We start from the raw sequence: 24,242 nt of genomic DNA, 5'->3' as shown, positions 1-24,242 counted from the left end.
CCTCCGCATTCATACGAAGTATAGCCTGAACTTGTAAAAAGACATTGAGCGCACTTATCACATTGGTCCCAAGACACATTTTCTTTACAGTTCCATATTTCTACGGAATAAAAATCTGTACATATCCTTGCAGTAGACAGATTATCTATTTTTATTACGATACCTTTCTGAGAATCATATACAGGAATAAGTTCGTTATCTATAATCTCAACAATTGAAAATGCTACATCATTGCCATTTTTTCTATAAACAAGATTGTAAACTACCTCAGGACTTTCAAAAATATCGTACGCTCGTAAAGCATAGGTTTGAATGTTTCGTCAATAAAAAATCTCTTTAGATAATCAGAGCTTGAGCCGCTTTTACCTGATAAAGAATTAGCTGACCTTTAAACTCATTAACTCCGCTTAGAAAAATTTCTTGTTGAAAAGTACCTGTGCTGATTTTTTGATGGATATGATCACCTGGTTCAGTTTCGTGTTCTGTTACTTCTAAATGGGTTCTGCAGGAATGGAAAGTGATGCTAAAGGTTATCAATAATAACCACAAAATAAATTTGTTTCTCATTTAATTGTTTTTTGTTTTTAAATATAAGGTGTGAAAAAAGAAGTGATATAATGAAGTAAAAAACTACTGATTTCCGTAGTATTTTTCTAAAAGAAAATTATGTAATTTTGATAAAAATACTTTTGTGCTATGACGCTAGGCGAAAAACTGGAAAAAGCGAGAATCAACAAAAACTTTACCCAGGAATATCTTGCGGAAGTTCTCAATGTTTCTCAGAAAACTTATTCCAATTTTGAAAATGATAAAAGTAAGCCGGGCTTTTCTCAGGTAAAAGATATTGCAGAAGTCTTAGATGTAAGTGCTTTAGATTTTTTAAGTGGAGACGGCATTACTGTAAATCAAAATCATAATGAAGTTGCAATAGCACAGAATTATGCAGCAATTAATGCCTCCGAAAAATTAATAGAACAATACGAACAAAGGCTGAAAGATAAGGATACAGAGATAGCTTATCTTAAACAGCTTCTCGAAAAAAAATAGAAACTTCAAAATTTTTTGAAGTTTTTTTGTTTTTGATGTAATAAAAATGAAATTCCGGTTGTCTTACTTATAGAAACAAAACTTATGACCCAAGAGACCTTTAAGAATACGGTATTCATTCTCAAAAATGAGATGTATCGCTTTGCGAAAAGGTTTGTCATGAGCAGTGATGAAGCAGAAGACGTGGTGCAGGATTTAATGATAAAATTCTGGCAGAAAAAAGATGAGCTGGAGCAGTTTGGAAATTTAAAGTCCTATGCATTGAAAGCCGTCCGGAACGAATGTCTGAACAGGCTGAAGCACCACGATGTGAAGCTGGGATTTGCAGATTTGCAGCTTCATCGGTCAGAGCTTTACAGCATGGAAGTGAATAATTTGAAGGAACACATCATTGGTTTTATCAATCAGCTTCCGGAAAAGCAAAAGATGGTTATCCATTTGAAAGATGTAGAAGAATATGAGGTCTCGGAAATAGCAGAAATGCTGGAAATGGAAGAAAATGCAGTAAGAGTAAATCTTATGCGGGCAAGACAAAAAGTAAAAGAACAAATCTCACAACTGATGGATTATGAACAAAGACAAATTTCAAAATAAATACGACGAAATCTTCCGGGAGATAAAGGAAGAAAAGATGGACTGGGATTTTGAGGATTTCCTGAAAAAAGCAGAGGGCGGAGAAACTGAAAATGAATCCCCAATTATTCCTCTCGAAACAAAATCAAAGCCATCATTCCCGAAATGGTTTTGGATGGCAGCGAGTTTGGTTTTGCTTCTCAGCATCGGGTTTATTTTTAATGAGAATAAAAATTCAAACATACAGGACCAGGCTCAGTTGGTTGAAAATCAAATCAGGCAACAGAAAAAAGATTTCATTGAAGAAAATAATGATCACCAGGAGCAGGTAGCCGTTAATCGTGTGATTGATTCTGTGGCCGGAGCAAAGAAAGATTCTATCGTTCAGGATAATAATTCGGCTACTGAAAAAGATGTTTTGGATGAAATTTTGCCCAGAAGAGGAAGAATGAAGAAAGAAAGAAAACCAAAGTTTGTGTACAATTCCTTATACAAAAACAGAGCTTCAAAAGATTCTACAGGCTACAAAAATTCTTACGTGATTGTAAACGGAAAAAGAATTGATAATGTAGAAGAAGCTATCAACGTGACTAAGTATTCATTTCAGATATTTGCAAATAACGTTAGTGAAAAATTGGTAAAACCTACCGTCGTAGATGACGATTATTAAACTTAAATAAAGATGATGCACCTGATCAGGCACTAATAATCACCGAAAAAAATAAAATTGACTCATGAAAAAACTATTCATAATATTCGCACTTGCTTTTACACACTTTTTCAATGTGTACGGGCAGGATGATAAATTCGACAGACTTCTTGAGAAATATCAGGAAGTAGAGGGGGTAACCTCCATAAAAATTGCAAAACCAATGTTTGGAATGCTTAGCAGCCTGAATATTGAAGACTCACAGCTGGAGCAGATAAAACCGTTTCTGTCAAAAATTAAGGGATTAAGAGTTTTAATTACAGAAAACCCTGAAAATACAGACAGTAAAGACGGGAAAAAAGTTCAGACCAATTTGTCTGAATTAAGTAAAGACATTTCGTCTTACCTGAAAAGTCTGAACTACAGTGAAATCATGACTGTAAATAATTCCGGGGCAAAAATTAAATTTCTTTCGGCTGAAGCTAAAGACGGAATTCTGGATGATTTATTATTAAGCATCGACAGCGGAAGTGGAGAAAATATTCTGGTAAAACTTGACGGGAAACTGTCTATGGATGATGTAAACAAAATCATTAATTCCAGCGAAACAAAATCAAATACCATAAGTAATACGAGAAGCAGCCTGGTTTCTTCCGATAATAATTCTTCATATCTAAACGGGGAGACCAGAAATGTAGGAGAATTTTCAGGAATTCAGGTGAGTACAGGGGTAAATGTGGTTTTTAAACAGGAAAGCCCGACAAATATCAAGGTAATTGCTGATTCAGACAAGCTTCAATATGTGGTTACCAAAGTCGAAAACGGCGTTTTGAAAGTGTATATTGATAACAAAGGAGTAAAAAACTTAAAATTTAAAAATTTAAGTGTAAACATTTCTTCTCCAAGAATGAATGATATCAAAACATCTTCAGGAGCAACTTTTACAACAGTAAATACGGTTAAAGAAAATAATCTGAGCTTAGATACTTCATCAGGTTCTCTGGTAAAAGGTAATTTTGATATTTCCAACACTACGAATGTTGAAACAAGTTCAGGATCAAATATTAAAGCAACAATCAATACAAAAGTAATTAATATAAAATCATCCAGCGGCTCAGATACCACTATTGAAGGGGGTGCCAATTCAGGTGTGATTGATATCAGCAGCGGGGCAGTTTGTAAAGCGGAAAATTTTAAAATTAATACTCTTGACGCTGAAGCTACATCGGGAGGAAATATTTCAATAAATGTTTCAGACAAACTGAAAGCAAAAGCATCTTCAGGAGGTTTGATAAAATATAAAGGAAATCCGGAAATTGATTCAAACATCAGTAAAGTATCCGGCGGAAGCTTAAAACAAATCAATTAAAACTAATTGCCATGAAAATTTTTAAAAACATTTTTTTTATAGTTGGTGCCTTATTTCTAATGCAGTCATGTATCGTTTCAGAAAAACCAAATATGGCTTATTTTTCAGATGCAGGGCATGATTTTAAAGGAGCCAGATTTGCGAGCATCAACGTGCCGATGTTTTTGGCAAAACCTTTCATTAAAAAAGCCTTAAAAGAAGATGGAAATAATGAAGAAGCCATTAAACTTATAAGAAAAGTTTCGAAAATAAAGGTGCTGACTGTAGAAAATGGGGATAGGGCAATGCTGAAAGATTTTGCAAATTACCTGAATGACAACAATTACGAAGACTGGGCAACAATAAAACATGAAGGGGATAATGTAAATGTGAGAGTAAAGCAGAAAGGGGATGCCATCAAAAATATGCTCCTTACCGTAAACTCAGACAAAGAGCTTGTATTTGTGGATATCAGAGGGAATTTCACCGCCGATGACATCTCAAGAATGATCAATTTTGCTAAAGATAAATAACTTCATATTCATATACGTTTATTATTTTGTACAAGAAAAACCGCTCAGATATGGGTGGTTTTTTGATTTAAGTTATTGATTATTAAATTTTATTTAAACTATTAAGATCGATTTTCGTATCTCGCCAAAATGTCTTAATTTTGCAAGAAAGTAAAGATGTCTATTCATAACAAAATTGTAGAGACAGCCATCACTTTCGATGACGTTCTTCTAGTCCCTTCTTATTCAGAAGTTTTACCTAATCAGGTTTCATTAAAATCAAGACTTACCGATAAAATTACGCTTAATGTTCCTATAGTTTCTGCTGCCATGGACACAGTTACTGAAGGTGATTTGGCTATTGCTCTGGCAAGAGTCGGAGGTTTGGGTTTCATTCATAAAAATATGACGATAGCGGAACAGGCTGCACAGGTAAACCGTGTAAAACGTTCAGAAAACGGAATGATTTCCGACCCTGTTACTCTTTCTAAAGATCATACTTTGGCTCAGGCTAAAGAAACAATGGCTAAATATAAAATCTCTGGTCTTCCGGTTGTAAATGCCGAAAACGTATTAATCGGGATCATCACAAACAGAGATGTAAAATATCAGGAGAATCTTGATATGAAAGTCGAAGAGATTATGACAAAAGATAATCTGATCACTTCTGATAAAAATACAAACCTTGAGAAAGCTAAAGAAATTCTTCTTAAAAACAGGGTCGAAAAGCTGCCAATCGTAGATAAAGATAATAAGTTGGTTGGTTTAATTACCATTAAAGATATTGATAATCAATTAGAGTATCCAAATGCCAACAAAGATGAAAATGGCCGTCTTATCGTAGGTGCAGGTGTCGGAGTTGGAGAAGATACGATGGATAGAATTGCCGCTTTGGTGAAAGCTGGTGTTGATATTGTGGGTATTGATTCTGCACATGGTCATTCAAAAGGTGTTTTGGATAAAATTTCTGAAATCAGAAAAGCATATCCGGATTTGGATATTGTAGGTGGAAATATCGTAACGGCTGAAGCAGCGAAAGATCTAATTAAAGCCGGAGCAAATGTTCTTAAAGTGGGTGTTGGCCCGGGTTCTATCTGTACAACAAGAGTTGTCGCTGGAGTAGGGGTTCCCCAGTTATCTGCTATTTACAATGTTTATGAGTATGCTAAATCTAAAAACGTAACAGTAATTGCCGATGGAGGTATTAAACTTTCAGGAGATATTGTAAAAGCCATCGCCAGTGGAGCAGGAGCCGTAATGTTGGGTTCACTTTTAGCAGGAACCGATGAAGCTCCGGGAGAGGAAATCATTTTCCAAGGTAGAAAATTCAAATCTTACCAGGGTATGGGAAGTCTTTCTGCAATGAAGAGAGGAGGAAAAGAAAGATATTTTCAAAGTGAGGCTAAAAAATTCGTTCCGGAAGGAATTGAAGGAAGAGTACCCCATAAAGGGAAATTGGAGGATGTAATTTTCCAGTTAACAGGAGGTTTAAGAGCGGGTATGGGATATTGTGGGGCTAAAGATGTTGAAGCTTTACAAAAAGATACAAAAATGGTAATGATTACAGGAAGTGGTTTGAAAGAATCTCACCCACATGATGTTATCATCACTCAGGAAGCTCCGAATTATTCTTTATAAAATATTTTTAAGTATATATAAAAAGCCACACAATTTTGTGTGGCTTTCTTTTTATTTAAACTAAGAAATTAGGTCAACGAATGAATCATAAGTTCCGTCATAGTCTTCCCACTTTTGATTATTAACAAAAAATGACGGTGTCCCGTTTACTCCGCTTCTCACACCTCCTTCAAAATCAGCTTCTATTTTATCCTGAATGTCAGAGGTATTAACATCATTTTCAATTTTATTAAAATCAAGCTGTAAGACCTTTACGCATTCTTTAAGCATATCCTGGCTTAATAAATTTTGATTATCATAGATGAGGTCATGCATCTCCCAAAACTTTTCCTGCTTTCCTGCACCTTCAGCTATTGTTGCAGCTGCCATTGCAAATTCGTGTGAATCAGTTAAAGGAAAATTCCTGAATACAAAAGCTACATCATCTCCATATTCTTCAACGAATTTTTTTACCAGAGGAAAGGCATGTCCACAATAAGAACATTGATAATCTCCATATTCAACCAATACGATTTTTGCAGTATCCGGGTTTCCTAAAACATGGTCTTGAGAATTGATTGGGACTCTTAATGTAGACATGATTATGAGTTTTTATTTAAATTTTCTAATGCGTCGATAATTCCGTCTGCTCCGGGATTGATTCCGTCCGGAGACAAATAACTCCATTGGATAATTCCTTCTTTATCAATAACAAATAAAGCTCTTTTTGAAGTTCCGTTATCATCATTGTAAACTCCATATGCTTTTGAAACTTCACCTTTGGGATTAAAATCTGCCAATAAAGGGAAGTGTAATTTTCTGTCTGCCATAAAAGCATCATGACACCAAGAGCTGTCAACGGATATCCCTAGAATATCCGCATTATATTTGTGAAAAATGCTTAACATTTCGTTGTATAAAGACACCTGATCTCCACAAACCGGGCTCCAGTCTGCAGGATAAAAGACTAAAATTAGATTTTTGCCTAAAAAATCACTGCGCTTTAGTTTCTGATCAGGAGTAGAATGAAGTTCAAAATCTGGAGCTAAAGTTCCTTGTTGTAATATCATATTGTGATAGTTTTGTGTGATTTGAATTATTATATATTAAAATTAGGGATAAGAATTTAATTATCCAGGGTTGTTTGATTTAAATTAACATTAAAAATAAAAAAGGTTAAAAATTGTAACAAATCTATTACTCGTGCTACTAACTAGAATAATTTAATATTAATTTATTTATAGAGGTTTAAAAGAATACATTTACTTTGGTAGATTCTTTAAAATCTTTATACCTAAAACCTTAAAATTTATAAAAATGAAGAGAACTTTACTTTACGGGTTCATGCTATTTTCGTTGTCGTTATCGGCACAGCAACAAAGAACCTGTGGTTTTGATGAGGATTTAGCATTACAGGACAGACAAAATCCTGGAATGAGACAGGCTTTTGATAAGATTGTTAACCGAATTAGGGAAGAAAGGGAGAAGAATCCTTCTGTTTCTACCGCTAAATTAGTAAACGGCATTTATGAAATTCCCGTAGTTGTTCACGTTATTTATCCTTCTGGTGCTGCTGTTGGTACTACGTATAATAAATCGGATGCTGATATCCAGGCATGGATTGAGAGAGCTAATCAAATGTATGCAGGGACATATGCATGGCCGGCTAGTGGAGTACCTGCTGACTTTGGGCAATCTGCAGTGTTTCCTATCAGACTTGTTTTGGCGAAAAGAACTCCCGGTTGTGAAGCTACAACAGGTATTGTAAGATACGATGGAGGTTCTTTGAGTGGTTATAATGCTTCAGGGATGGCATATACGCAAACTTTGAATGGAGCCAGCAGAACCGCTATTAAAAACTTGGCTCCTCACTGGCCGGAAGACTCTTATTTTAATATCTACGTCATTAGTATGTTTGATGGAGATGCTTCTCCAAACTCTGGTCTTATGGGGTTTGCTGCTTTTCCAAATAACCTAAATGCAAATTACGAGTCATTCATGAAATCAGGAGTTGTTACCAACGCTCACGATACGACATTTGCTCACGAATTTGGTCATGCTATGGGATTATATCATACTTTTCAGGGAGCAGATTATGATTTACTGCCTACAGATGCCGATTATTGTCCGCCCACTACTAATAACTGTGCTGTAGATGATGATATGGTTTGTGACACTGAAAGAGCAGGGAGTGGCTATGCGATTTATCCTCCGGCAAACTCTACAATTAACCCTTGTACAGGAACTAATTATCAGGGAGTACAGTATAATATGATGAATTATACAAATTCTGTTGCTCAAAAGTTTACAACAGGACAGGGAGATAGAATAAATGATTTATTTATGATGATCAGAAGTAGCTTGACTACGTCTAAAGGGGCTACGGCTTTACCTTCTACTTCTACTAACCATACTCCAGTTCCTGCTTCATGTAATCCGCCAGGAGTCAATAACCCGAGTACAGCAAATTTTTATCTTGCCGGACCTACTTTTGTTAAGTTAGGAGATATTGATAATTCTTCTTCCGGAGGTTGGCCTGCTGCGCCTCAGTTTTACATAGATTATACAACTAAAGAGTGTCTTGTAAATTCTCACACTCAGTTAACAGTTAATCAGCTACAGACAATTCAGGTTGGGATTTTCCAAAACTCTCAATCAGTGAAAGTTTGGATAGATTATAATAATAACGGAACGTTCGAAACCTCTGAATTAGTGACTTCCGGAAATAATATTCCCCTTGGTTCTGATTTGAAAGGTACATTTACAGGTACATTTACTCCTCCAGCTTCAGCAGTTATGAATACGCCTCTAAGAATGAGAGTTATAGCAGACTATAATACTCCTGCGTCAATACTTCCTTGTGGCCAGCTTAATTATGGCCAGGCAGAAGATTATTCTGTAACCATTGTTTCTACTTTGGGAACAAGCGAAACTAAGGCAGATAGTAATGATTTAGTGATTTATCCTAACCCGAGCTCTGCAGGAGATAAAGTATTTATCAAAGCTAAAAACGGTAAAAACCTTAAGGTTACTATTTCCGATATGTCTGGAAGATTAATAGAATCTCCATCGATAACGGAAGAAAATAACGGTACATATCGAGTAAACCATAACCTTCAAAAAGGAGTGTATATGGTTCAGATTTCTAACGGAAAAGAAAACAAAACTTCTAAATTGATTATTAAATAATTTTAATCGATAAAATAGTTTAAAGTCCCATTTATTGGGACTTTTTTTATTCAATCTTTTTAAACTTAAATTTAGGTTTAATCACGTAATTCAAAAACCTTCCTTTAGACTGTACTGCCCTGAAGTTATCAAAAATTTCTTGGGGTACTTTCAAATAATCATACACTGCTCCAGACTGATATATAATTCGTAATATTTCAGTTTCCGGAAAATACAGATAATTACTTATAACAGAAGATGGCATATATGATTTACATCAAAAAATATTCCTTACATATTAAAAAACCTTTCAGAAATCACTGAAAGGTTAAATTATGTTGATTTATTCTTTATTTTTTTAAATCTTCTTTGAATTTTTCAATTCTGAAATCAGTTAGGAAATTTCCTTTTTCTATTTTCTCTTTCGAATATAATCTGAAATCATTTTCAGTTTTTTCTAAAAGATAATCATAAGGACCAACAGCCGAAATAAGCTTAACCAAAACCGGAGAAATTTCTAAACAAATAAATAATCCCATAATAAAAGTGGCTGCCAGACCAATGATTGCGGAATTTTTTCCTAATTCATCTAAAGCCTGCAATCTTGCTGCAAACCCGTTGAATTTATCTTCAATGGTTTCTGTAGATTTTCTTTCAGTTTCAAGATTGGTGTAAACTTTTGAAATTTCTTTATCTAAATAATCAAGTCTTGGTGCGATCTGTTTTTGATAATTTTCCAAGTCTTGCCTTCTTTGTTCTTTTAATTCCTGCTTACGTTTTGCATTGGGCCCAAAACCTTCTTTTCCGCTTGTAAGATTTGACTGTTTTCCTAAAATTTCCTTTTCCAGCTCTACAGCTGCAGAATCGTAAGATTTTTGATATTGAACAATTTTATCTGAAATTTGTTTTTTCTCTGTCTCAAAAGGTCCGCTTTGCTGAAGGATTCTTCCGTTCATTTCACCCTGAAGTTGTTTTTTATTCCTTTGAATAATGGTATTCAACTGTTTATTAACTTCTTTTTCAAAAATTTTAAGCTCTAATGGTTTTGAAATAATAATTCCCAGAAAGGCGGCTAAAATCAAACGAGGAACTGCCATTAAAATCTGATTCCACCAGGTTCCTGTTTTTTTGATTGATGAAACAATATAACGGTCAAGATTGAATATCATTAATCCCCATAAAATCCCAAAGCCTGTAGCGGTCCAGATATTATCAAATACAGTAAACATTGCATAACCTGCTGAGAGAGTAGCAAAAACAGCTGTGAACAGGACGATTCCTCCAATACCTGCAAATTTATTCCATTCGCTGGGTGTCTTTCTCAAAATATGAACGTTTCCTCCGGAGCAGACCAGCAAAAACTTTTGGAACCAATTTATAGAATGATTTGCCTGATTTATAGTTTGTTGTTTGTTTTTCATGACAGAAAATTTATACAAAATTAATACTAAAAACCGTACCAATGTTAAAGATAGTATTATGTTTTGCCAAGTAATTTTAAATTTGATTGTAAGTGGCTGATTATTAATTATTTATTATTCAGGTGGTTGAAAATTAAAATTTTATGAAAATAAAATTTGTGATTATTCAAAAAAATGATAGGTTTGCGGATATTAAAATAATAAAAGTAAGAAAATGAAGAGAATTAGTACAGTTTTATTGCTAATGTTTTTTATTAATGCATTTTCTCAGAATGTACAAAAATATTGTGGCTTTGATGAGGAAATGAGGAAAATGGACGTTAGATTCCCTGATATGAAGAAAAAAAGGGAAGAAGTTGAAAACAGATTGAGAAATATGGACAAACAATCGCTTCTTAATAAAGTTGGCGGTTCAACATCATGGAATGGTTTATATACGGGTCAGGTTTATGAAATTCCGGTTGTGGTGCATGTTATTGAATCTCAAGCTTCGGCCAATGCAAATTTGGCTTTAACAGATCAGGAAATTATTGACTGGATAGACAGAGCAAACCAAATGTATGCTACTACCTTCGGCAATGGTTTTTATGCAGAAGGTCCAGGAAATGACGGAGGAAATGTGATTCCTTTTAAACTGGTATTAGCTAAAAGATCTCCAAGCTGTACACCAACTTCGGGAATTGTAAGATATAATGGAAGTACGCTTCCTTCGTACGATACAAGAGGTGTGAAGATGTCTTCAAATAATGGAACTGCTGATTATCAGGTGAAAGCTTTAGCTCCGCACTGGCCGGAAACTTCATATTTTAACATTTATGTAGTTATTGGTTTTGATGGCCAGCAACAATTATCTTATGGATTGATGGGATATGCAAGATTCCCGGATACTTATGATTATTTCTATGAAAGTTTTATGAAAGTAGCAACTATCAAGAATCAAAACGATACAACACTTACTCATGAATTAGGACACGCTTTTGGCTTGTATCATACATTTGAAGGTGTTTCTTATACAAGCCAGGCTACTTGTCCTGTAAATAATGACTGTACAACAGACGGAGATAGAATTTGTGATACTTCACCATCAAGAAGTATGTATGGAGTTGCAGTTCCAAATAATAACAGCGTAGATCCTTGTACAGGGCAAAACTATGATGGGACACAGTATAATATCATGAATTATACAAATGTTGAGCGTAAGTTTACACAAGGCCAAAGAGAAAGAGCTATTTTGCTAATGATGGAATATAGAAAGAACTTATTAAATTCACTGGCAGGTAAAGATCCTTCTGTGATAGTTCCTTCTCCGGTTTCTATTGTCGCTTCACAATGTAATCCTCCAAGTATTGCACATCCTGCAAATAATAACTTCGCAATTGGAGCAACAAGAGTAGAATTTGGTTCTATTAGCAGTATGACAAACGGTTATGATTCTGATGAAGCAGCGCCTCAGTTTTATGAAAATTATGCAGCAGCAACTTGTATCAGACCTGCGTATTATACAGATATTGCAGCAAACTCTGCAACATCTTTACAGGTAACTTATGCTAATGGTTTTGGACAATCAGATAAAATGAAAGCTAAAGTCTGGATTGACTATAATAACAATGGTGCATTTGAAGATGGCGAATTGGTAGTTAACAATACTTCGGCAGTTTTGGCTTCAGGAGCAGAAATAACGCTTACAAATAATATTACGCCACCTGCAGGAGCAGTGAAAAATACGTACTTGAGAATGAGAGTTATTGTAGATGCTGCGACGTACAGCGGTGCTGCTTTGCCAGACTTTACTTCTTGCTCACAATTGCAGTATGGTCAGGCTGAAGATTATGCGGTAAGAATCCTGGATGTCTTAGGAACGTCTGAAACGAAAGCTAATTCTGATGTTAAAATTGTTTACATAAAATCAGAAAACAAACTTCAGCTTATTGGCGGTAAGAATAATATATTTGGAGATTATCAAATTTATGATTTAAGTGGTAAGCTTATTCAAAAAGGTAATTCTAAGACTAATGAAGTTCAAATCAATCAGCAATTACCAAGAGGTGCATATATCATCAATTATTCAGATAAAAAAGAATCAAAAAAATTCTTAAACTAAATATCTAAAAAGGAGCTTGCTAAAAGCTCCTTTTTTATTTAATTTTAAATATGAATATGAAAAATTGTATCTTACTATTCCCGTGCTTGTTAATAATAAATTGCAACTCTCAGCAAAAAATAGGAGTTGTAGCAAAAAATAATGCAGAATCCCAAAATGTAATAGAATATTTTTTAGGAAATTGGAAATTTGTTGAAAAAAGATATATTGACGGAGATGAAAAAAAGATATATCCATTACAAGAGTGCATGAAGAAATACATTTGGCAATTTCAGAAAGAGAATCAACAATTATTTTTAACTAAAAATTATTTTACAGGGAAAAATTGTTCTGTTAAAAGTTCATCCGGAAAAATCACAATTTCAATTCAAGGGAGTTCTATTTTTTATACAGAAGCAGATTTAAAAAGAAAAGAAAACTTTACGAAAATTTCTAAAAACAGTTTTTCATTTAATTATAGAGATATTTTAAATGGAAAAGTAAGACAAATTGAAGATATTTACGAAAGACAATAATTTTACTTCACTCTCCCCGGATTTTGTTTCAAAAAACTTTCCCAGCCGGTGTAAGATTTTGTATCAGCAATAGTCCCCGAATTAAAATGATGACAAACTGCAACGGCCAGTCCATCGGAAGCATCCAGATATTTTGTTGGAAATTCTTTTAAATTTAATAGATTTTGAAGCATTCCTGCCACCTGCTCTTTACTGGCATTACCATTTCCCGTGATTGCCATTTTGATTTTTTTAGGAGAATATTCGGTGATTGGTATATCTCTATGAAGGCTTGCGGCCATCGCAACACCCTGAGCACGGCCTAGTTTTAACATACTTTGTACGTTTTTACCATAAAAGGGAGCTTCTAAAGCAACTTCGTCAGGATGAAATTCATCAATAAGTGCTAATGTTTTATCAAAAATATATTTAAGTTTCGTTTCATGATTAGGATACTTTTTTAATAAGAGCTCATGAATCGAAATCATTTCCATTTTCCCTTTTTTCACAGAAATAATTCCGAACCCCATAATGGTAGTTCCCGGATCAATTCCTAATATTATCTTTTCTGAAATCATTGGTTCAAAGATATGACTTTCCAATGTTTCCATTAATTATAATTTAAATAAAAAAGATGTGTATTTTTTATTTAAAATCTTCTTAACTTCATACCAAAAATGAGATTATGAAAAATTTGCTTAGTTTTTTTATTGTTCCCTCTTTTTTATTTTGTGGTTTTTCACAGATTAATAACTATGGAGATAACAGGGTGGTAAGTATAAGCTCAAACAAGGGTAAGAGCCAGATTGGCTATCTTTTTTTCAAGGTAGAGAAAGATAATTCAGGGGTGGAAAAAGTTATTCTGCAGGAAAAGAAAGTGAGTGAAGGAAAGTTGAAATATACTCCAAATTTCGACAGAAATTCTGCTAATATTGGAGACTTTATCATTACTCTGACCAGTGCGGATGGAAAAGAAATTGTAAAACAGGCGGTAGAAGATCCATTGAACCCTGTTATGGAAAATTTTGAAGATAATATTAGCCGGAACCAAGTCTCTCTTCAAAATGCAGAATTTAGTATTAGGTACCCACATTCTAATGAAATTGCGGTGTTGAAAGTAGAAAAAATTACAAATGCCGGAAACCAATTACTGTTAAACCAAAAACTTTAATCATGAAAAAAACTTTATTTTCTTTATTAATCAGTTCGTTCTGTTTCGCACAGGTTTTTGAAACGGTTCCTGTTTTACAGAATGGCAGTAATGATAAACGTATAAACATTGCAGTTATGGGAGACGGTTTTACGGCTGCTCAACAAGCGGATTTTATAAATTCTGCTCAGAACACGGTTAATTATCTTTTCACAAAAACTCCTTATAAAGAATATAAAAATTATTTTAATGCATATGCAATTAAAGTAGTTTCTGCTGAAACAGGAGTAAAGCACCCCGGCACTGCGACAGATGTTACAGAGCCGGTAATTCCGGTTTCCAATCCGAATAATTATTTAGGCTCATCGTTCGACTTTGGGGTTCACAGGTGTATTTACAGTAACACAACAAATAAAGTTGCACAGGTGCTGGCAGCAAACCTTCCGGATTATGATATTACTTATATTTTAGGAAATTCTACTGAATACGGTGGTTGTGGCGGAACATATGCTTTTGCTTCCCTAAATGCTTCCTCTAATGAAATTGTTGTTCATGAATTAGGACACTCTTTTGGGCAATTGGCTGATGAATATTGGTTTGCGGGTTCTGGAGAATTAGCAAATAAAACGCAAACTTCAGATCCGGCAACAATCAGATGGAAAAATTGGGTAGGCTTGAATGGAGTAGGAATATATCCTCATGCAGAAAGCCCAACATGGTATCGTCCGCATCAGAATTGTGAGATGAGGTATCTGAACAGAGAGTTTTGTTCAGTTTGTACAGAGGCAATTATTGAGAGAATACATTCATTGGTTTCTCCGATTGACTCGTTTACTCCTGCAAACACGGGTACTGTTGATGGAACCTCAAACATAACTTTTACAGTCAATGAAATTTTTCCAATCCCAAATACATTGACAAATTCATGGACACTGAATGGTACTCTGCTTGCATCAACAGGTAACACATTATCCATTACGCCAAGCCAATTGAATAGCGGAAATAATACATTGCTTTTTTCAGTGACAGATGGGACATCTTTGATTAAAGTTACTAATCATTCTGCTGTTCATTTTGCCAACGTAACTTGGACTTTGAATAAGACGACATTGGGGACTTCAGAAATTAAAGCAGAGGAAAGGAGGTTCAGCATTTATCCAAATCCGGCGAATAATGAGTTTTATATTAAAGGAAAACAGAATTTTGGGAAAGATATAAAAGTTGCTTTCTATGATGCTTCGGGAAGAGTTATTCCTGCAAAATATGAGATGAAAGATGCTTCAACAATATTTGTGGATATTAATGGTATTCCTTCCGGAGTTTATACTTTCGTGGTAACTGAAAATAAAAGTTTAATTGTTTCTCAGAAAATTATAAAAGAATAAATTCTAAAATTTAAAATATTTTTACATCGGCTCTTTTTTGAGTCGATTTTTTTTATGAATTAAATTGAAGTGTCTGCTAATTTTTTCTCAGCAACTGGAACCCAATTTCCGTCGTGGCGAAGCAACGTTATTTTATCAACTAAGAATTTAGTTTTATATTCTTTATCCTGATAGGCTTCCCATGCTTTTAAATAATTTTCAAAACTTAAATCCCTATAACCAACTGTTATATGAGGATTGAAAGAATATTTGATGAAATTAAAGTGCTGTTTTACCCTGTTGTGAAGCTCAATTAAGTTATCATTAATTTCGGGTTTTACAAACAATACAGGGTTTTTGGGATTGGCAAAACTTCCGAAACCATTAAGTTCTATTTCAAATGGTGACATAAAAGTATTTATTTTTTGAAACGCCACATGAATGTCATTTTCCAGATCAATTTTTCTGCCGAAAGGAGGGAATAAAGTAATATGCGCATCGTTTTTCAATGCTTTTGAATTATTATAATTTATTGCTAAATCCTGCTTAAAAATTCTCACTTCATCAATGATTTGTTGAGGTGGATATATTGCTATAAAGTATAATTTTTTCATTGAAGTTTACAATTCATGTTCCGTGATTTCTGGTTTAATCATTTCCTGCTTCATTTCGGCAATAGTATTTTCAATAATATCCGTAATTTTTCTTATTTCTTTATGAGGTTTGAAAATTAAACTCTTTCCGCTTTGTTCATCAGCAATATTAGACAAAATAATAACAGAAGTTTTCGTTTCAGGATAATAAATATTCAGTGAAGGTGAACCTTTAATATACCCGCTGTGGAAAAAAGATACGGGTTTTCCTAAGTTCATCATGATTCCGTAGCCATAGCCCATTTTACCAAAAATAGGGTGATTTCTTTCCGAGCTTTTGGAAGTGAATTTTCTTAAGATTTCAGGTTTCAGGATTTTCCCGTTGTAAAGGGCATTATTCCAAGTATGTAAATCATCAATGGTTGAAAGTATTCCGCCTGCGGGAATTCCGATGTCTTTACTGCCCAGTCTTTCAGGCATATTTGGGATTTTTTCAGGACTTTTTATATTTCCAAGATAGGCTCCTGCAAAATGATTACCTTTAAAAATATTTCCTGTGGAAGAATGGTTCATTCCTGTTTTTTTGAAAAGTTCCATAATATTTTCATCATAAGGTTTATCCGAAACTTTTTCTACAATTTTACCTAAAGCATTAAAGCCATCATTTGAATAATAGAAATCTGTACCGCTTTTAAACATCAATTTTCCTCCGAAAGTATTTAGCCCGGAGGTGTGGTTTAAAAGTTGATGAATAGTAATGTTTTCATATTCTTTGGTCTGGAAATCTTTTAAATATTTTGAAACTTTATCCTCCACATTTAGTTTCCCCTGTTCCATTTGAAGCAAGATTAAAACAGCAGTAAACTGCTTACTCACCGAAGCTATCGCGAAGATAGAATTGCTGTCGATTTTTGTTTTTGTTTTAAAGTCTGAAAATCCGTTTTCTTTTCTATACAATTGAACAGAATCTTTAAAGACAGCTATGCTTCCATTAAAATTATATTTTTTGAAAACAGAATCTATTTCCTGCTTCAAAAGATTTTTTTCGAAAGCAGTGATGGTGGAATCTATAATTTCATTTTTGTTAACCGGCTTTGCAGGAGGAAGATCATTTTTACATGAAATAAAATTAATTAAAAGTGAAATTAAAGTGAATAAATAAAGTGTTTTTCTCGTCATTTGGTGTATAAAATAATTGTTAAGAAATATTGTAATCCCAAAAATAGGAAAAACCTCTTAATGTTTATTTAGAATACTTGATGTAAATTATTTGAACACTGGTTAAAATATTACTGTATGTGTAATATTGTTGCTGAAGTGTACATCAAAAATCAGGTTTGAAAGAGGGTTATTTTGAAACTAAATCACAAAACCAAAAGACATACTCTCCTTCATTGTCATTTTTATCAGATTTCGGTTTTAGATATGTTTTTTTTACAACTTCCCCGATTTCAAACTCAATAGTTTTTTTAAAAATAGGCCCGCCAAAAGTAAAGGTGTGAAATTCTCCGTTTTCACCGCAAGGATCAACATTTTCTGGTAAATCTTTAATAAAATCTTTATCAATAATTCTTCCGGCAAAACTTTTATCAAGATAAGTTTCATTTACGCAGGTTACGATTGTTTTAAATTCTAAATCTAAAAACTCATTGATAAGTTTTAGTGTATTGATTTTCCATAGAGGAAAGACGGCTTTTATTTCAATTGATTTTAATTGATCTTCACGATATTTTCGTAAATCTTCCAAAAAAATGTCTCCAAAAATAGAATGAGTAACACCGTGAGATTTTATTTCATTCATCGTTTTGCTCATTATCTCTCGATATTCTTCCATAGAAGGCTCTTTCGGAAGCTTCATTTTGATTAATGGCAAACCTAAACTTTCTGCTTGTTTTTCTAAAAGTGAAACATGAACTCCATGCATTGAAATTCTCTGAAATTCTTTATTAATACTTGTTAATAAGCAATTTACATCATATTTGGCTTCGGTTAAGATTTTATAAAGTGCAAGCGAAGAGTCTTTTCCACTGCTCCAATTAAATACGGCTTTTGGTTTCATTTAAAATAATAATGTTAAAATTAATGAATTATTTTAAGTGTTAAAAAATCACAATATCGTGATAAAATATAGATTATATGAAAATAAATTTTTACGTTTGTAATTAGTCTTAAAAATATTTATAGTATGAAAAAATTGAGTAGACCATTGAATAGAGCAAAGCTTTCAAAAATTCATGGAGGTCAAACAACTTTACATTGCAGGTGCCAAAACGGAATGACTGTTACAGCTGTTGCTGATACTTGGAGTGAAGCAAATACAAATGCATATAACGCATGTGGACAAACTCATACAAGCTGCGTAGGAGGTAACTAAAACAAAATCAAAAAATATGAAAAAACTTAATAGAACTCAATTGAAAAAGATGCTGGGTGGAAATGAAGTTTATCACTGTAAATGCGATAATGGGAAAATGGTAACTGCTATTGTAGCAGATGGCTCAAGTACAACAGATCAGATAGATCAAGCTTGTGGTGGAGTTAGTTACTCGTGTACTAGAGGTTAATATATTGAAAATATTTTCTAATAATTAGAGCTATCTAAAATAATAGAGTCAGTATGGTTCAGCTATATCGACTTATATGGTATTTTCATCATTTAATTTAACGAAAATTGTAGGTGTGGGAAACTATAACTAAATATTACAAAGGAAAAACTTTAGAAAAAGAGGTAATACTTTTTGTAGTGGGTATTAAAAATCTAAACATAGTCTTTTCGAAGTAAATCAGGTAAATGATGTTCTTAGAAAATATATCAGTGAAGATAAACTGACTTCTGTTTTTGCAGGAGATTTTAATAAGAAATAAATTTTTATAATTAAAACTAAACTAAACCCCGTAGATTACTTCTGTGGGGTTTATTTTTTATGCAACAAAAAACCTCAAAGAAATTTCTTGAGGTTTGAATTTATAATTGTTAAAACAGCTAGTCGTCAACAATTGTCTATGGCATAGCCGTTACATATTTCTTCTGTATTTACCACCCACTTCAAACAAAGCATTGGTAATTTGTCCAAGAGAACAATATTTTACGGCATCCATCATTACGGCAAATAAGTTTTGCTGATTGATTGCAGCGTGTTGTAATGTTTTCAAAGCTGCTTCAGATTTATCTTCATTAGACTTTTGGAAGTTATGTAACGTTTGAATTTGTACCTGTTTCTCCTCTTCGGTCGAACGGATAACTTCTCCAGGGCGAACTGTTGGCGAACCATCTTTTCCAAGGAAAGTATTTACCCCGATAATTGGATATTCTCCGGTGTGCTTCAACCATTCATAATGCATCGATTCTTCCTGGATTTTCGAACGTTGGTACATCGTTTCCATTGCGCCCAAAACACCACCTCTTTCCGTGATTCTGTCGAATTCAGCGTAGACAGCTTCTTCCACCAGATCCGTTAATTCTTCAATAATAAATGAACCTTGTAATGGATTTTCGTTTTTCGCCAATCCAAGTTCTTTATTGATGATCAACTGGATCGCCATTGCTCTTCTTACAGATTGCTCAGTCGGAGTGGTAATAGCTTCGTCGTAAGCGTTTGTGTGAAGCGAGTTACAGTTATCATAGATTGCATAAAGCGCCTGAAGTGTTGTCCGGATATCGTTAAAATCAATTTCCTGAGCGTGAAGCGAGCGTCCCGAAGTCTGAATGTGATATTTCAACATCTGGCTTCTTTCATCTGCTCCGTATTTTATTTTCATAGCTTTTGCCCAAATTCTTCTTGCCACACGTCCGATCACCGAATATTCAGGGTCGATACCGTTGGAGAAGAAGAACGATAAGTTAGGTGCGAAATCATTGATGTCCATTCCTCTTGACAAATAATATTCCACGTAAGTAAAACCATTTGCCAATGTGAATGCCAACTGGGAAACAGGATTTGCTCCCGCTTCCGCAATGTGATATCCTGAAATAGAAACCGAATAGAAATTTCTTACTTTTTCTGTGATGAAATATTCCTGAACGTCACCCATCAATCTCAAGGCAAATTCCGTAGAGAAAATACAGGTATTCTGAGCCTGGTCTTCTTTTAAAATATCAGCCTGAACTGTTCCACGAACGGTTGCGATGGTTTTAGCTTTAATTTCAGCATACGCTTCCGCAGGAATTACTTCGTCTCCTGTGATTCCTAATAATTTTAAACCTAACCCATTATTAGAAGGTGGTAGTTCTCCGTTATATTTTGGTCTTGCTAACCCTTTATCATCGAATTTTGCTTTTAAAACAGCTTCAACTTTAGATTCCAAGCCATTTTCTGCAATATATTTTTCAACATTCTGGTCGATGGCAGCGTTCATAAAGAAAGCCAGCAACATCGGAGCAGGTCCGTTGATCGTCATTGATACAGAAGTCAATGCATTTACCAGATCAAATCCTGAATACAGCTTTTTAGCATCATCCAACGTTGCGATAGAAACTCCCGCATTTCCGATTTTACCATAAATATCAGGTGGTAAAGCAGGGTCTTGCCCGTACAATGTTACAGAGTCGAAAGCTGTAGACAAACGTTTTGCAGGCATTTCCGCCGAAACGTAATGGAATCTTCTGTTGGTTCTTTCAGGGCCTCCTTCTCCGGCAAACATTCTCGTTGGATCTTCTCCGGTTCTTTTGAAAGGATAGATTCCTGCTGTGTAAGGGAAGCTTCCCGGAAGATTTTCCTGACCTTTCCATTGGATCAAATCACCCCAGTCGTTGTATTTTGGTAATGCAATTTTTGGAATTTTAAGATGTGATAAAGATTCTGTTGAGGTTTCAACTTTGATTTCTTTTCCGCGTACGAAATATGAATAAAATTCTTCATGAAAAGCTTTTTTTGTATTGTCCCAGTTTTTCAGGAAATCGATATTTTCCTGCTGAAGGTCTTTTTCTGCTTTTTGATATTCAGCATCTAAAGTTTCATTGGAAAGGAAGTTTTTAACACCTTCGATATGATACATTTTTCTGGCTAATTCAGCCTGTTTTTCAACATTGGCATCGTACTGTCTGTTGTTTTCAACGATTTCAGAAAGGTAACGGACTCTTTTCGGAGGGATAATTGTTACTTCATCTGTAATTTCCTGTTCAACAAAACCTTGCAAGTTTAAACCTGAAAATTTATTATTTACTTTTGCAGCCAATCTATTGTATAATTCAGTGGTTCCGTGGTCGTTGAACTGAGATGCTTTTGTCGCATAAACAGGCATATCATCCAACGGCTGTTCCCACAATAAATGGTTTCTCTGGAACTGTTTTCTTACGGCTTGAAGCGCATCTAGAGCGCCTCTTTTGTCAGATTTATTTAAAGCAACCAGATCAGCATAATCCAACATGTCAATTTTTTCCAATTGTGTAGAAGCGCCGTATTCAGGAGTCATCACATACATTGAAACATCTGCAAAATCAGAAACTTCCGAGCCAGATTGTCCAATACCAGAAGTTTCCAAAATGATAACATCCGGATGAGCCAACTTCAACACATTCAAGGCTGAATGAATGAACGGAGAAACGGAAACGTTGTTTTCTCTCGTCGCCATCGATCTCATATAAACTCTTGGGTCATTGATCGCATTCATACGGATCCTGTCACCCAAAAGGGCACCTCCGGTTTTCTTTTTTGAAGGGTCAATAGAGATGATAGCAATCTTTTTACCCGGATTTGAACGAAGGAAGCGTCTTACCAACTCGTCTGTTAATGAAGATTTTCCGGCTCCACCAGTACCTGTGATACCGATAATTGGGATATTTAAATCTTTTGACTTTTCGTCAATCGCTTTTACCAATTCAGGTTTTTCTTCTGAGAAGTTTTCTACTGCAGAAATGATCTTGGCAATGCTCGTAGAATTTTCAAAACTAATTGAATCTAAATCATCTGCCGTAACTTCTTTTCCTGTTGCGAAATCTGATCTTTTAACCAGATCATCGATCATGCCCTGCAATCCAAGCTCACGACCATCATCCGGAGAATAAATTCTGTCGATTCCATAAGACATAATATCTTCGATTTCCTCTGGCAGAATTACACCGCCCCCGCCCCCGAAAATTTTGATTTGCGGAGAATTTTTTTCTCTTAAAAGGTCGTAGATGTATTTAAAATATTCATTATGACCGCCCTGATAAGAAGTTAGGGCAATCGCATTGGCATCTTCCTGAATGGCTGTGTTCACCACTTCTTCTGCGGATTTGTCATGACCAAGGTGAATGACTTCGCATCCGGTCCCCTGAATGACACGGCGCATGATATTAATCGCAGCATCATGACCGTCGAATAATGACGCAGCTGTTACGATTCTTACTTTGTTTTTAGGAGTATATTTTTGGGTTTCCATAAAAAATCTAGAAAATTTCTGAATTCTCAAATATAATAATAAAATAAGAACCTGAGTTTTGTATTTATTTTATTGATTATTAGGTTTTTAAGTTATTTAAATGAATTGTATCTTCCCTGAAATAACAAACATTCGTTTAGAAATGATAACTAAAATCTCTACTTTTGTGTCATATTATTATATAAGGTATGAAAAAAGCTTTGATGTATTTTGCATTGGGAACAGTTTTGAGTTTTTTGATCAATTATTTCTTCTACAGTTCTGATAATCTTGGTCTTGATGTATTTTATGCACTCGCGTTCGGGATTGCATGGGGAATTGCTTATTATCTGGATACTTCCAATATTACATTGCCTCAAAAGCTGGGATTATCTTTTGTGGCAATGGGTATCTTAGTGTTGATCGGAACTTTGTTATTTAGTCTTGAACTGGCAATTCCTTCGATTTTGAAATTTTCTACGGTTTTTGTAGCGTATTATCTTATTGCAAGTTTCAGAGCGACAAAGTCTCTGCGTAATTAATGCATTGTAATTACGCTAACGTATAATAATGCCAAAAACATACAAACCAGTCCTATAAAATTTACGATAAATAAGAGTATTCCCTTAAAAATGCTTAATGTTCGTGAGCTTTCATACACTCTGTGATGTGCTACAAAAAAATAGACAGACATATATATAAATATAGCCGAGAAAATAAAAAAGCAAAATAAATTTAAAATAAAGTAGTCCGGTAAGAAGCTTACAATATTTTTAAAGATTATAAAGATCAGAATTGCTAAAAGCAGAAAAGAAAAATAATGTAAAGTGAATATTCCGTGGTCAAAATACCACCATTTTCTCTTGTTGTGGAACAGCCATAAGAAAAATGCAAAAATCGGGAGATATATAAAAAGAGCTTTTGGCAAAGTATGAATAATTGTTTCCGAATATTTTTCTATCATTTGTTTTTTGGTGAGGCCATTACCTTTTAATTCAAATATTTTTTTCGCAACAGGTTTCATAAAATTATAAAAACCTGTGTTGTCTTTCTTCTGAAGCGCTTCGTATTCTTTCATATTATGAGCGTTCATAATAGATGTATTTCCTGTTTTGAAAGAATTTTCAATCAAATCATCATTTTCATCTTTCGTTTTTAGAGAATCAACAATTTTTTGAGTTTTCGCAGAAGCTTTATCCGAAATTATTCCTTCTTTTTTCAGGCTTTCAATGACTTTATGTGTAGCTTCTGCTTGTTGCTCTTTTTCTTGTGTTTTTTGAATCTTTGTTTTGTTTTCGGATTTTTCAGGTTCTTCATGATGAGGTAATAAGCTTGGAAGTAGAAATGTGATGAAGCTGATGAAAATATAAAGCTTCACTGGAGCGACATACATTTGTCTTTTCCCTGAAAGATATTCTTTAGTTAATTTTCCCGGACGAAATAATAGATATTTTATTGTTTTCCAGAATTGTCCGTCATAATGAGTAAAATCTTCAATAAAATGTGTGAATAGATAATGAAAGTGCTGGCGTGTCTGAATATTTTCTTGTCCACAATGAGGACAGAATTTTTCTTCTACAGTATGTCCGCAATTAAGGCAGTCTTTTTCTTCTCTTAATTTACCGTGGCTCATAGCTTTAGGATGATTTTACACAAATATAATTATTTTAAAATATAAAATAATCAAATTCATAATTTTCTAAGAGAATGTTTGAATAAAAGTCAATAAAGCAAGAGTTGAGAGGCTAAACTCTTAACTTTGCTATGTGCGTTTTTAGAATCTTCTAAAATATTTTTTACAGCAAAGTCCTTTTATAATAATTTATGCCAAAAGTATGATAGATGAAATCTGTCAAATCGTTT

General features: G+C 34.2%; 25 protein-coding genes. 14 read left to right on the top strand and 11 right to left on the bottom strand.

Going from position 1 to position 24,242, the window contains the following annotated elements:
• Nucleotides 1-336: 336 nt before the first annotated feature.
• Entirely contained in the window at nucleotides 337-567 is a 231-nt protein-coding gene (locus ACM39_RS15710) for a hypothetical protein (protein ID WP_048511981.1), read from the bottom strand.
• A 129-nt stretch (nucleotides 568-696) separates the two neighbouring features.
• On the opposite strand from ACM39_RS15710, the gene ACM39_RS15705 reads away from it, so the two are divergent.
• The 6 genes from ACM39_RS15705 to guaB all read left to right on the top strand — a co-directional run bounded on the left by ACM39_RS15705 (nucleotide 697) and on the right by guaB (nucleotide 5,767).
• Complete coding sequence (locus ACM39_RS15705; protein WP_048511980.1) at nucleotides 697-1,047, top strand: helix-turn-helix domain-containing protein; 351 nt, start codon at nucleotides 697-699, stop codon at nucleotides 1,045-1,047.
• 84 nt (nucleotides 1,048-1,131) lie between these two features.
• Complete coding sequence (locus tag ACM39_RS15700) at nucleotides 1,132-1,641, top strand: RNA polymerase sigma factor (RefSeq protein WP_048511979.1); 510 nt, start codon at nucleotides 1,132-1,134, stop codon at nucleotides 1,639-1,641.
• Nucleotides 1,616-2,290, top strand: a complete 675-nt coding sequence (locus tag ACM39_RS15695; protein WP_053073339.1) for a hypothetical protein — start codon at nucleotides 1,616-1,618, stop codon at nucleotides 2,288-2,290. Before ACM39_RS15700 ends, ACM39_RS15695 begins: the two co-directional genes overlap by 26 nt.
• A gap of 64 nt (nucleotides 2,291-2,354) precedes the next feature.
• On the top strand, nucleotides 2,355-3,638 hold the full coding sequence (locus ACM39_RS15690; protein WP_048511978.1) for a DUF4252 domain-containing protein: 1,284 nt from the start codon (nucleotides 2,355-2,357) through the stop codon (nucleotides 3,636-3,638).
• Between the two features lie 11 nt (nucleotides 3,639-3,649).
• On the top strand, nucleotides 3,650-4,150 hold the full coding sequence (locus tag ACM39_RS15685; protein ID WP_048511977.1) for a DUF4252 domain-containing protein: 501 nt from the start codon (nucleotides 3,650-3,652) through the stop codon (nucleotides 4,148-4,150).
• A gap of 156 nt (nucleotides 4,151-4,306) precedes the next feature.
• Nucleotides 4,307-5,767 carry an IMP dehydrogenase gene (gene guaB / locus ACM39_RS15680; RefSeq protein WP_048511976.1) on the top strand — a complete coding sequence of 487 codons (1,461 nt, stop codon included), beginning with the start codon at nucleotides 4,307-4,309 and terminating at the stop codon, nucleotides 5,765-5,767.
• Between the two features lie 60 nt (nucleotides 5,768-5,827).
• Here the strand turns inward: guaB and ACM39_RS15675 are convergent, their stop codons facing one another.
• On the bottom strand, nucleotides 5,828-6,346 hold the full coding sequence (locus tag ACM39_RS15675) for a DsbA family protein (RefSeq protein ID WP_048511975.1): 519 nt from the start codon (nucleotides 6,344-6,346) through the stop codon (nucleotides 5,828-5,830).
• A gap of 2 nt (nucleotides 6,347-6,348) precedes the next feature.
• Nucleotides 6,349-6,816, bottom strand: coding sequence for a redoxin domain-containing protein (locus ACM39_RS15670; RefSeq protein ID WP_082140622.1), 468 nt, complete (start codon nucleotides 6,814-6,816; stop codon nucleotides 6,349-6,351).
• Nucleotides 6,817-7,063: 247 nt separating this feature from the next.
• Here ACM39_RS15670 and ACM39_RS15665 point away from each other — a divergent pair, with 247 nt between their 5' ends.
• Nucleotides 7,064-8,935: a GEVED domain-containing protein gene (locus ACM39_RS15665; protein ID WP_048511974.1), complete on the top strand. Its 1,872-nt coding sequence runs from the start codon at nucleotides 7,064-7,066 to the stop codon at nucleotides 8,933-8,935.
• Nucleotides 8,936-8,981: 46 nt separating this feature from the next.
• Here ACM39_RS15665 and ACM39_RS15660 read toward each other — a convergent pair whose 3' ends face one another.
• Together ACM39_RS15660 and ACM39_RS15655 are read right to left on the bottom strand one after the other, a co-directional pair.
• The gene (locus ACM39_RS15660; protein ID WP_048511973.1) at nucleotides 8,982-9,179 is read right to left on the bottom strand and encodes a KTSC domain-containing protein; all 198 of its coding nucleotides are present in this window, start codon (nucleotides 9,177-9,179) and stop codon (nucleotides 8,982-8,984) included.
• An 85-nt stretch (nucleotides 9,180-9,264) separates the two neighbouring features.
• Nucleotides 9,265-10,335 carry a DUF4407 domain-containing protein gene (locus ACM39_RS15655; RefSeq protein WP_048511972.1) on the bottom strand — a complete coding sequence of 357 codons (1,071 nt, stop codon included), beginning with the start codon at nucleotides 10,333-10,335 and terminating at the stop codon, nucleotides 9,265-9,267.
• 214 nt (nucleotides 10,336-10,549) lie between these two features.
• Between ACM39_RS15655 and ACM39_RS15650 the strand changes: the two genes are divergently transcribed.
• Nucleotides 10,550-12,436 (top strand): zinc-dependent metalloprotease, encoded by a 1,887-nt coding sequence (locus ACM39_RS15650; RefSeq protein ID WP_048511971.1) that lies wholly within the window; start codon nucleotides 10,550-10,552, stop codon nucleotides 12,434-12,436.
• A gap of 50 nt (nucleotides 12,437-12,486) precedes the next feature.
• Nucleotides 12,487-12,951: a lipocalin family protein gene (locus tag ACM39_RS15645; protein ID WP_131701469.1), complete on the top strand. Its 465-nt coding sequence runs from the start codon at nucleotides 12,487-12,489 to the stop codon at nucleotides 12,949-12,951.
• Nucleotides 12,952-12,953: 2 nt separating this feature from the next.
• On the opposite strand, the gene ruvC is transcribed toward ACM39_RS15645, so the two are convergent.
• Nucleotides 12,954-13,508 carry a crossover junction endodeoxyribonuclease RuvC gene (ruvC, locus tag ACM39_RS15640; RefSeq protein WP_048511998.1) on the bottom strand — a complete coding sequence of 185 codons (555 nt, stop codon included), beginning with the start codon at nucleotides 13,506-13,508 and terminating at the stop codon, nucleotides 12,954-12,956.
• 107 nt (nucleotides 13,509-13,615) lie between these two features.
• Between ruvC and ACM39_RS15635 the strand changes: the two genes are divergently transcribed.
• Both ACM39_RS15635 and ACM39_RS15630 read left to right on the top strand, forming a co-directional pair.
• Nucleotides 13,616-14,101: a hypothetical protein gene (locus ACM39_RS15635; protein ID WP_048511969.1), complete on the top strand. Its 486-nt coding sequence runs from the start codon at nucleotides 13,616-13,618 to the stop codon at nucleotides 14,099-14,101.
• Between the two features lie 2 nt (nucleotides 14,102-14,103).
• Complete coding sequence (locus ACM39_RS15630) at nucleotides 14,104-15,465, top strand: M64 family metallopeptidase (RefSeq protein ID WP_048511968.1); 1,362 nt, start codon at nucleotides 14,104-14,106, stop codon at nucleotides 15,463-15,465.
• Nucleotides 15,466-15,524: 59 nt separating this feature from the next.
• Here ACM39_RS15630 and ACM39_RS15625 read toward each other — a convergent pair whose 3' ends face one another.
• From ACM39_RS15625 to ACM39_RS15615, 3 genes are all read right to left on the bottom strand, one after another.
• Nucleotides 15,525-16,058 (bottom strand): 2'-5' RNA ligase family protein, encoded by a 534-nt coding sequence (locus ACM39_RS15625; protein WP_048511967.1) that lies wholly within the window; start codon nucleotides 16,056-16,058, stop codon nucleotides 15,525-15,527.
• A 6-nt stretch (nucleotides 16,059-16,064) separates the two neighbouring features.
• Nucleotides 16,065-17,216 carry a serine hydrolase domain-containing protein gene (locus tag ACM39_RS15620; protein WP_048511966.1) on the bottom strand — a complete coding sequence of 384 codons (1,152 nt, stop codon included), beginning with the start codon at nucleotides 17,214-17,216 and terminating at the stop codon, nucleotides 16,065-16,067.
• Nucleotides 17,217-17,385: 169 nt separating this feature from the next.
• Nucleotides 17,386-18,096, bottom strand: coding sequence for a diphthine--ammonia ligase (locus tag ACM39_RS15615; RefSeq protein ID WP_048511965.1), 711 nt, complete (start codon nucleotides 18,094-18,096; stop codon nucleotides 17,386-17,388).
• A 126-nt stretch (nucleotides 18,097-18,222) separates the two neighbouring features.
• Here ACM39_RS15615 and ACM39_RS15610 point away from each other — a divergent pair, with 126 nt between their 5' ends.
• On the top strand, nucleotides 18,223-18,411 hold the full coding sequence (locus ACM39_RS15610) for a hypothetical protein (RefSeq protein WP_048511964.1): 189 nt from the start codon (nucleotides 18,223-18,225) through the stop codon (nucleotides 18,409-18,411).
• Between the two features lie 40 nt (nucleotides 18,412-18,451).
• The gene (locus tag ACM39_RS19275; RefSeq protein ID WP_165585123.1) at nucleotides 18,452-18,601 is read left to right on the top strand and encodes a hypothetical protein; all 150 of its coding nucleotides are present in this window, start codon (nucleotides 18,452-18,454) and stop codon (nucleotides 18,599-18,601) included.
• A gap of 451 nt (nucleotides 18,602-19,052) precedes the next feature.
• Here ACM39_RS19275 and ACM39_RS15605 read toward each other — a convergent pair whose 3' ends face one another.
• Nucleotides 19,053-22,400, bottom strand: a complete 3,348-nt coding sequence (locus ACM39_RS15605; RefSeq protein ID WP_048511963.1) for a methylmalonyl-CoA mutase family protein — start codon at nucleotides 22,398-22,400, stop codon at nucleotides 19,053-19,055.
• A gap of 188 nt (nucleotides 22,401-22,588) precedes the next feature.
• Between ACM39_RS15605 and ACM39_RS15600 the strand changes: the two genes are divergently transcribed.
• Nucleotides 22,589-22,921 carry a hypothetical protein gene (locus tag ACM39_RS15600; RefSeq protein ID WP_048511962.1) on the top strand — a complete coding sequence of 111 codons (333 nt, stop codon included), beginning with the start codon at nucleotides 22,589-22,591 and terminating at the stop codon, nucleotides 22,919-22,921.
• Here the strand turns inward: ACM39_RS15600 and ACM39_RS15595 are convergent.
• Nucleotides 22,918-24,012: a DUF3667 domain-containing protein gene (locus tag ACM39_RS15595; RefSeq protein ID WP_048511961.1), complete on the bottom strand. Its 1,095-nt coding sequence runs from the start codon at nucleotides 24,010-24,012 to the stop codon at nucleotides 22,918-22,920. The genes ACM39_RS15600 and ACM39_RS15595 overlap by 4 nt on opposite strands.
• Nucleotides 24,013-24,242: the final 230 nt, after the last annotated feature.

It is taken from the genome of Chryseobacterium sp. FH2 (genome assembly GCF_001045455.1).
Taxonomy (GTDB): domain Bacteria; phylum Bacteroidota; class Bacteroidia; order Flavobacteriales; family Weeksellaceae; genus Chryseobacterium.
Note: the sequence above shows the minus strand (reverse complement) of the source record. Positions and strands in the feature narration are given on the sequence as shown.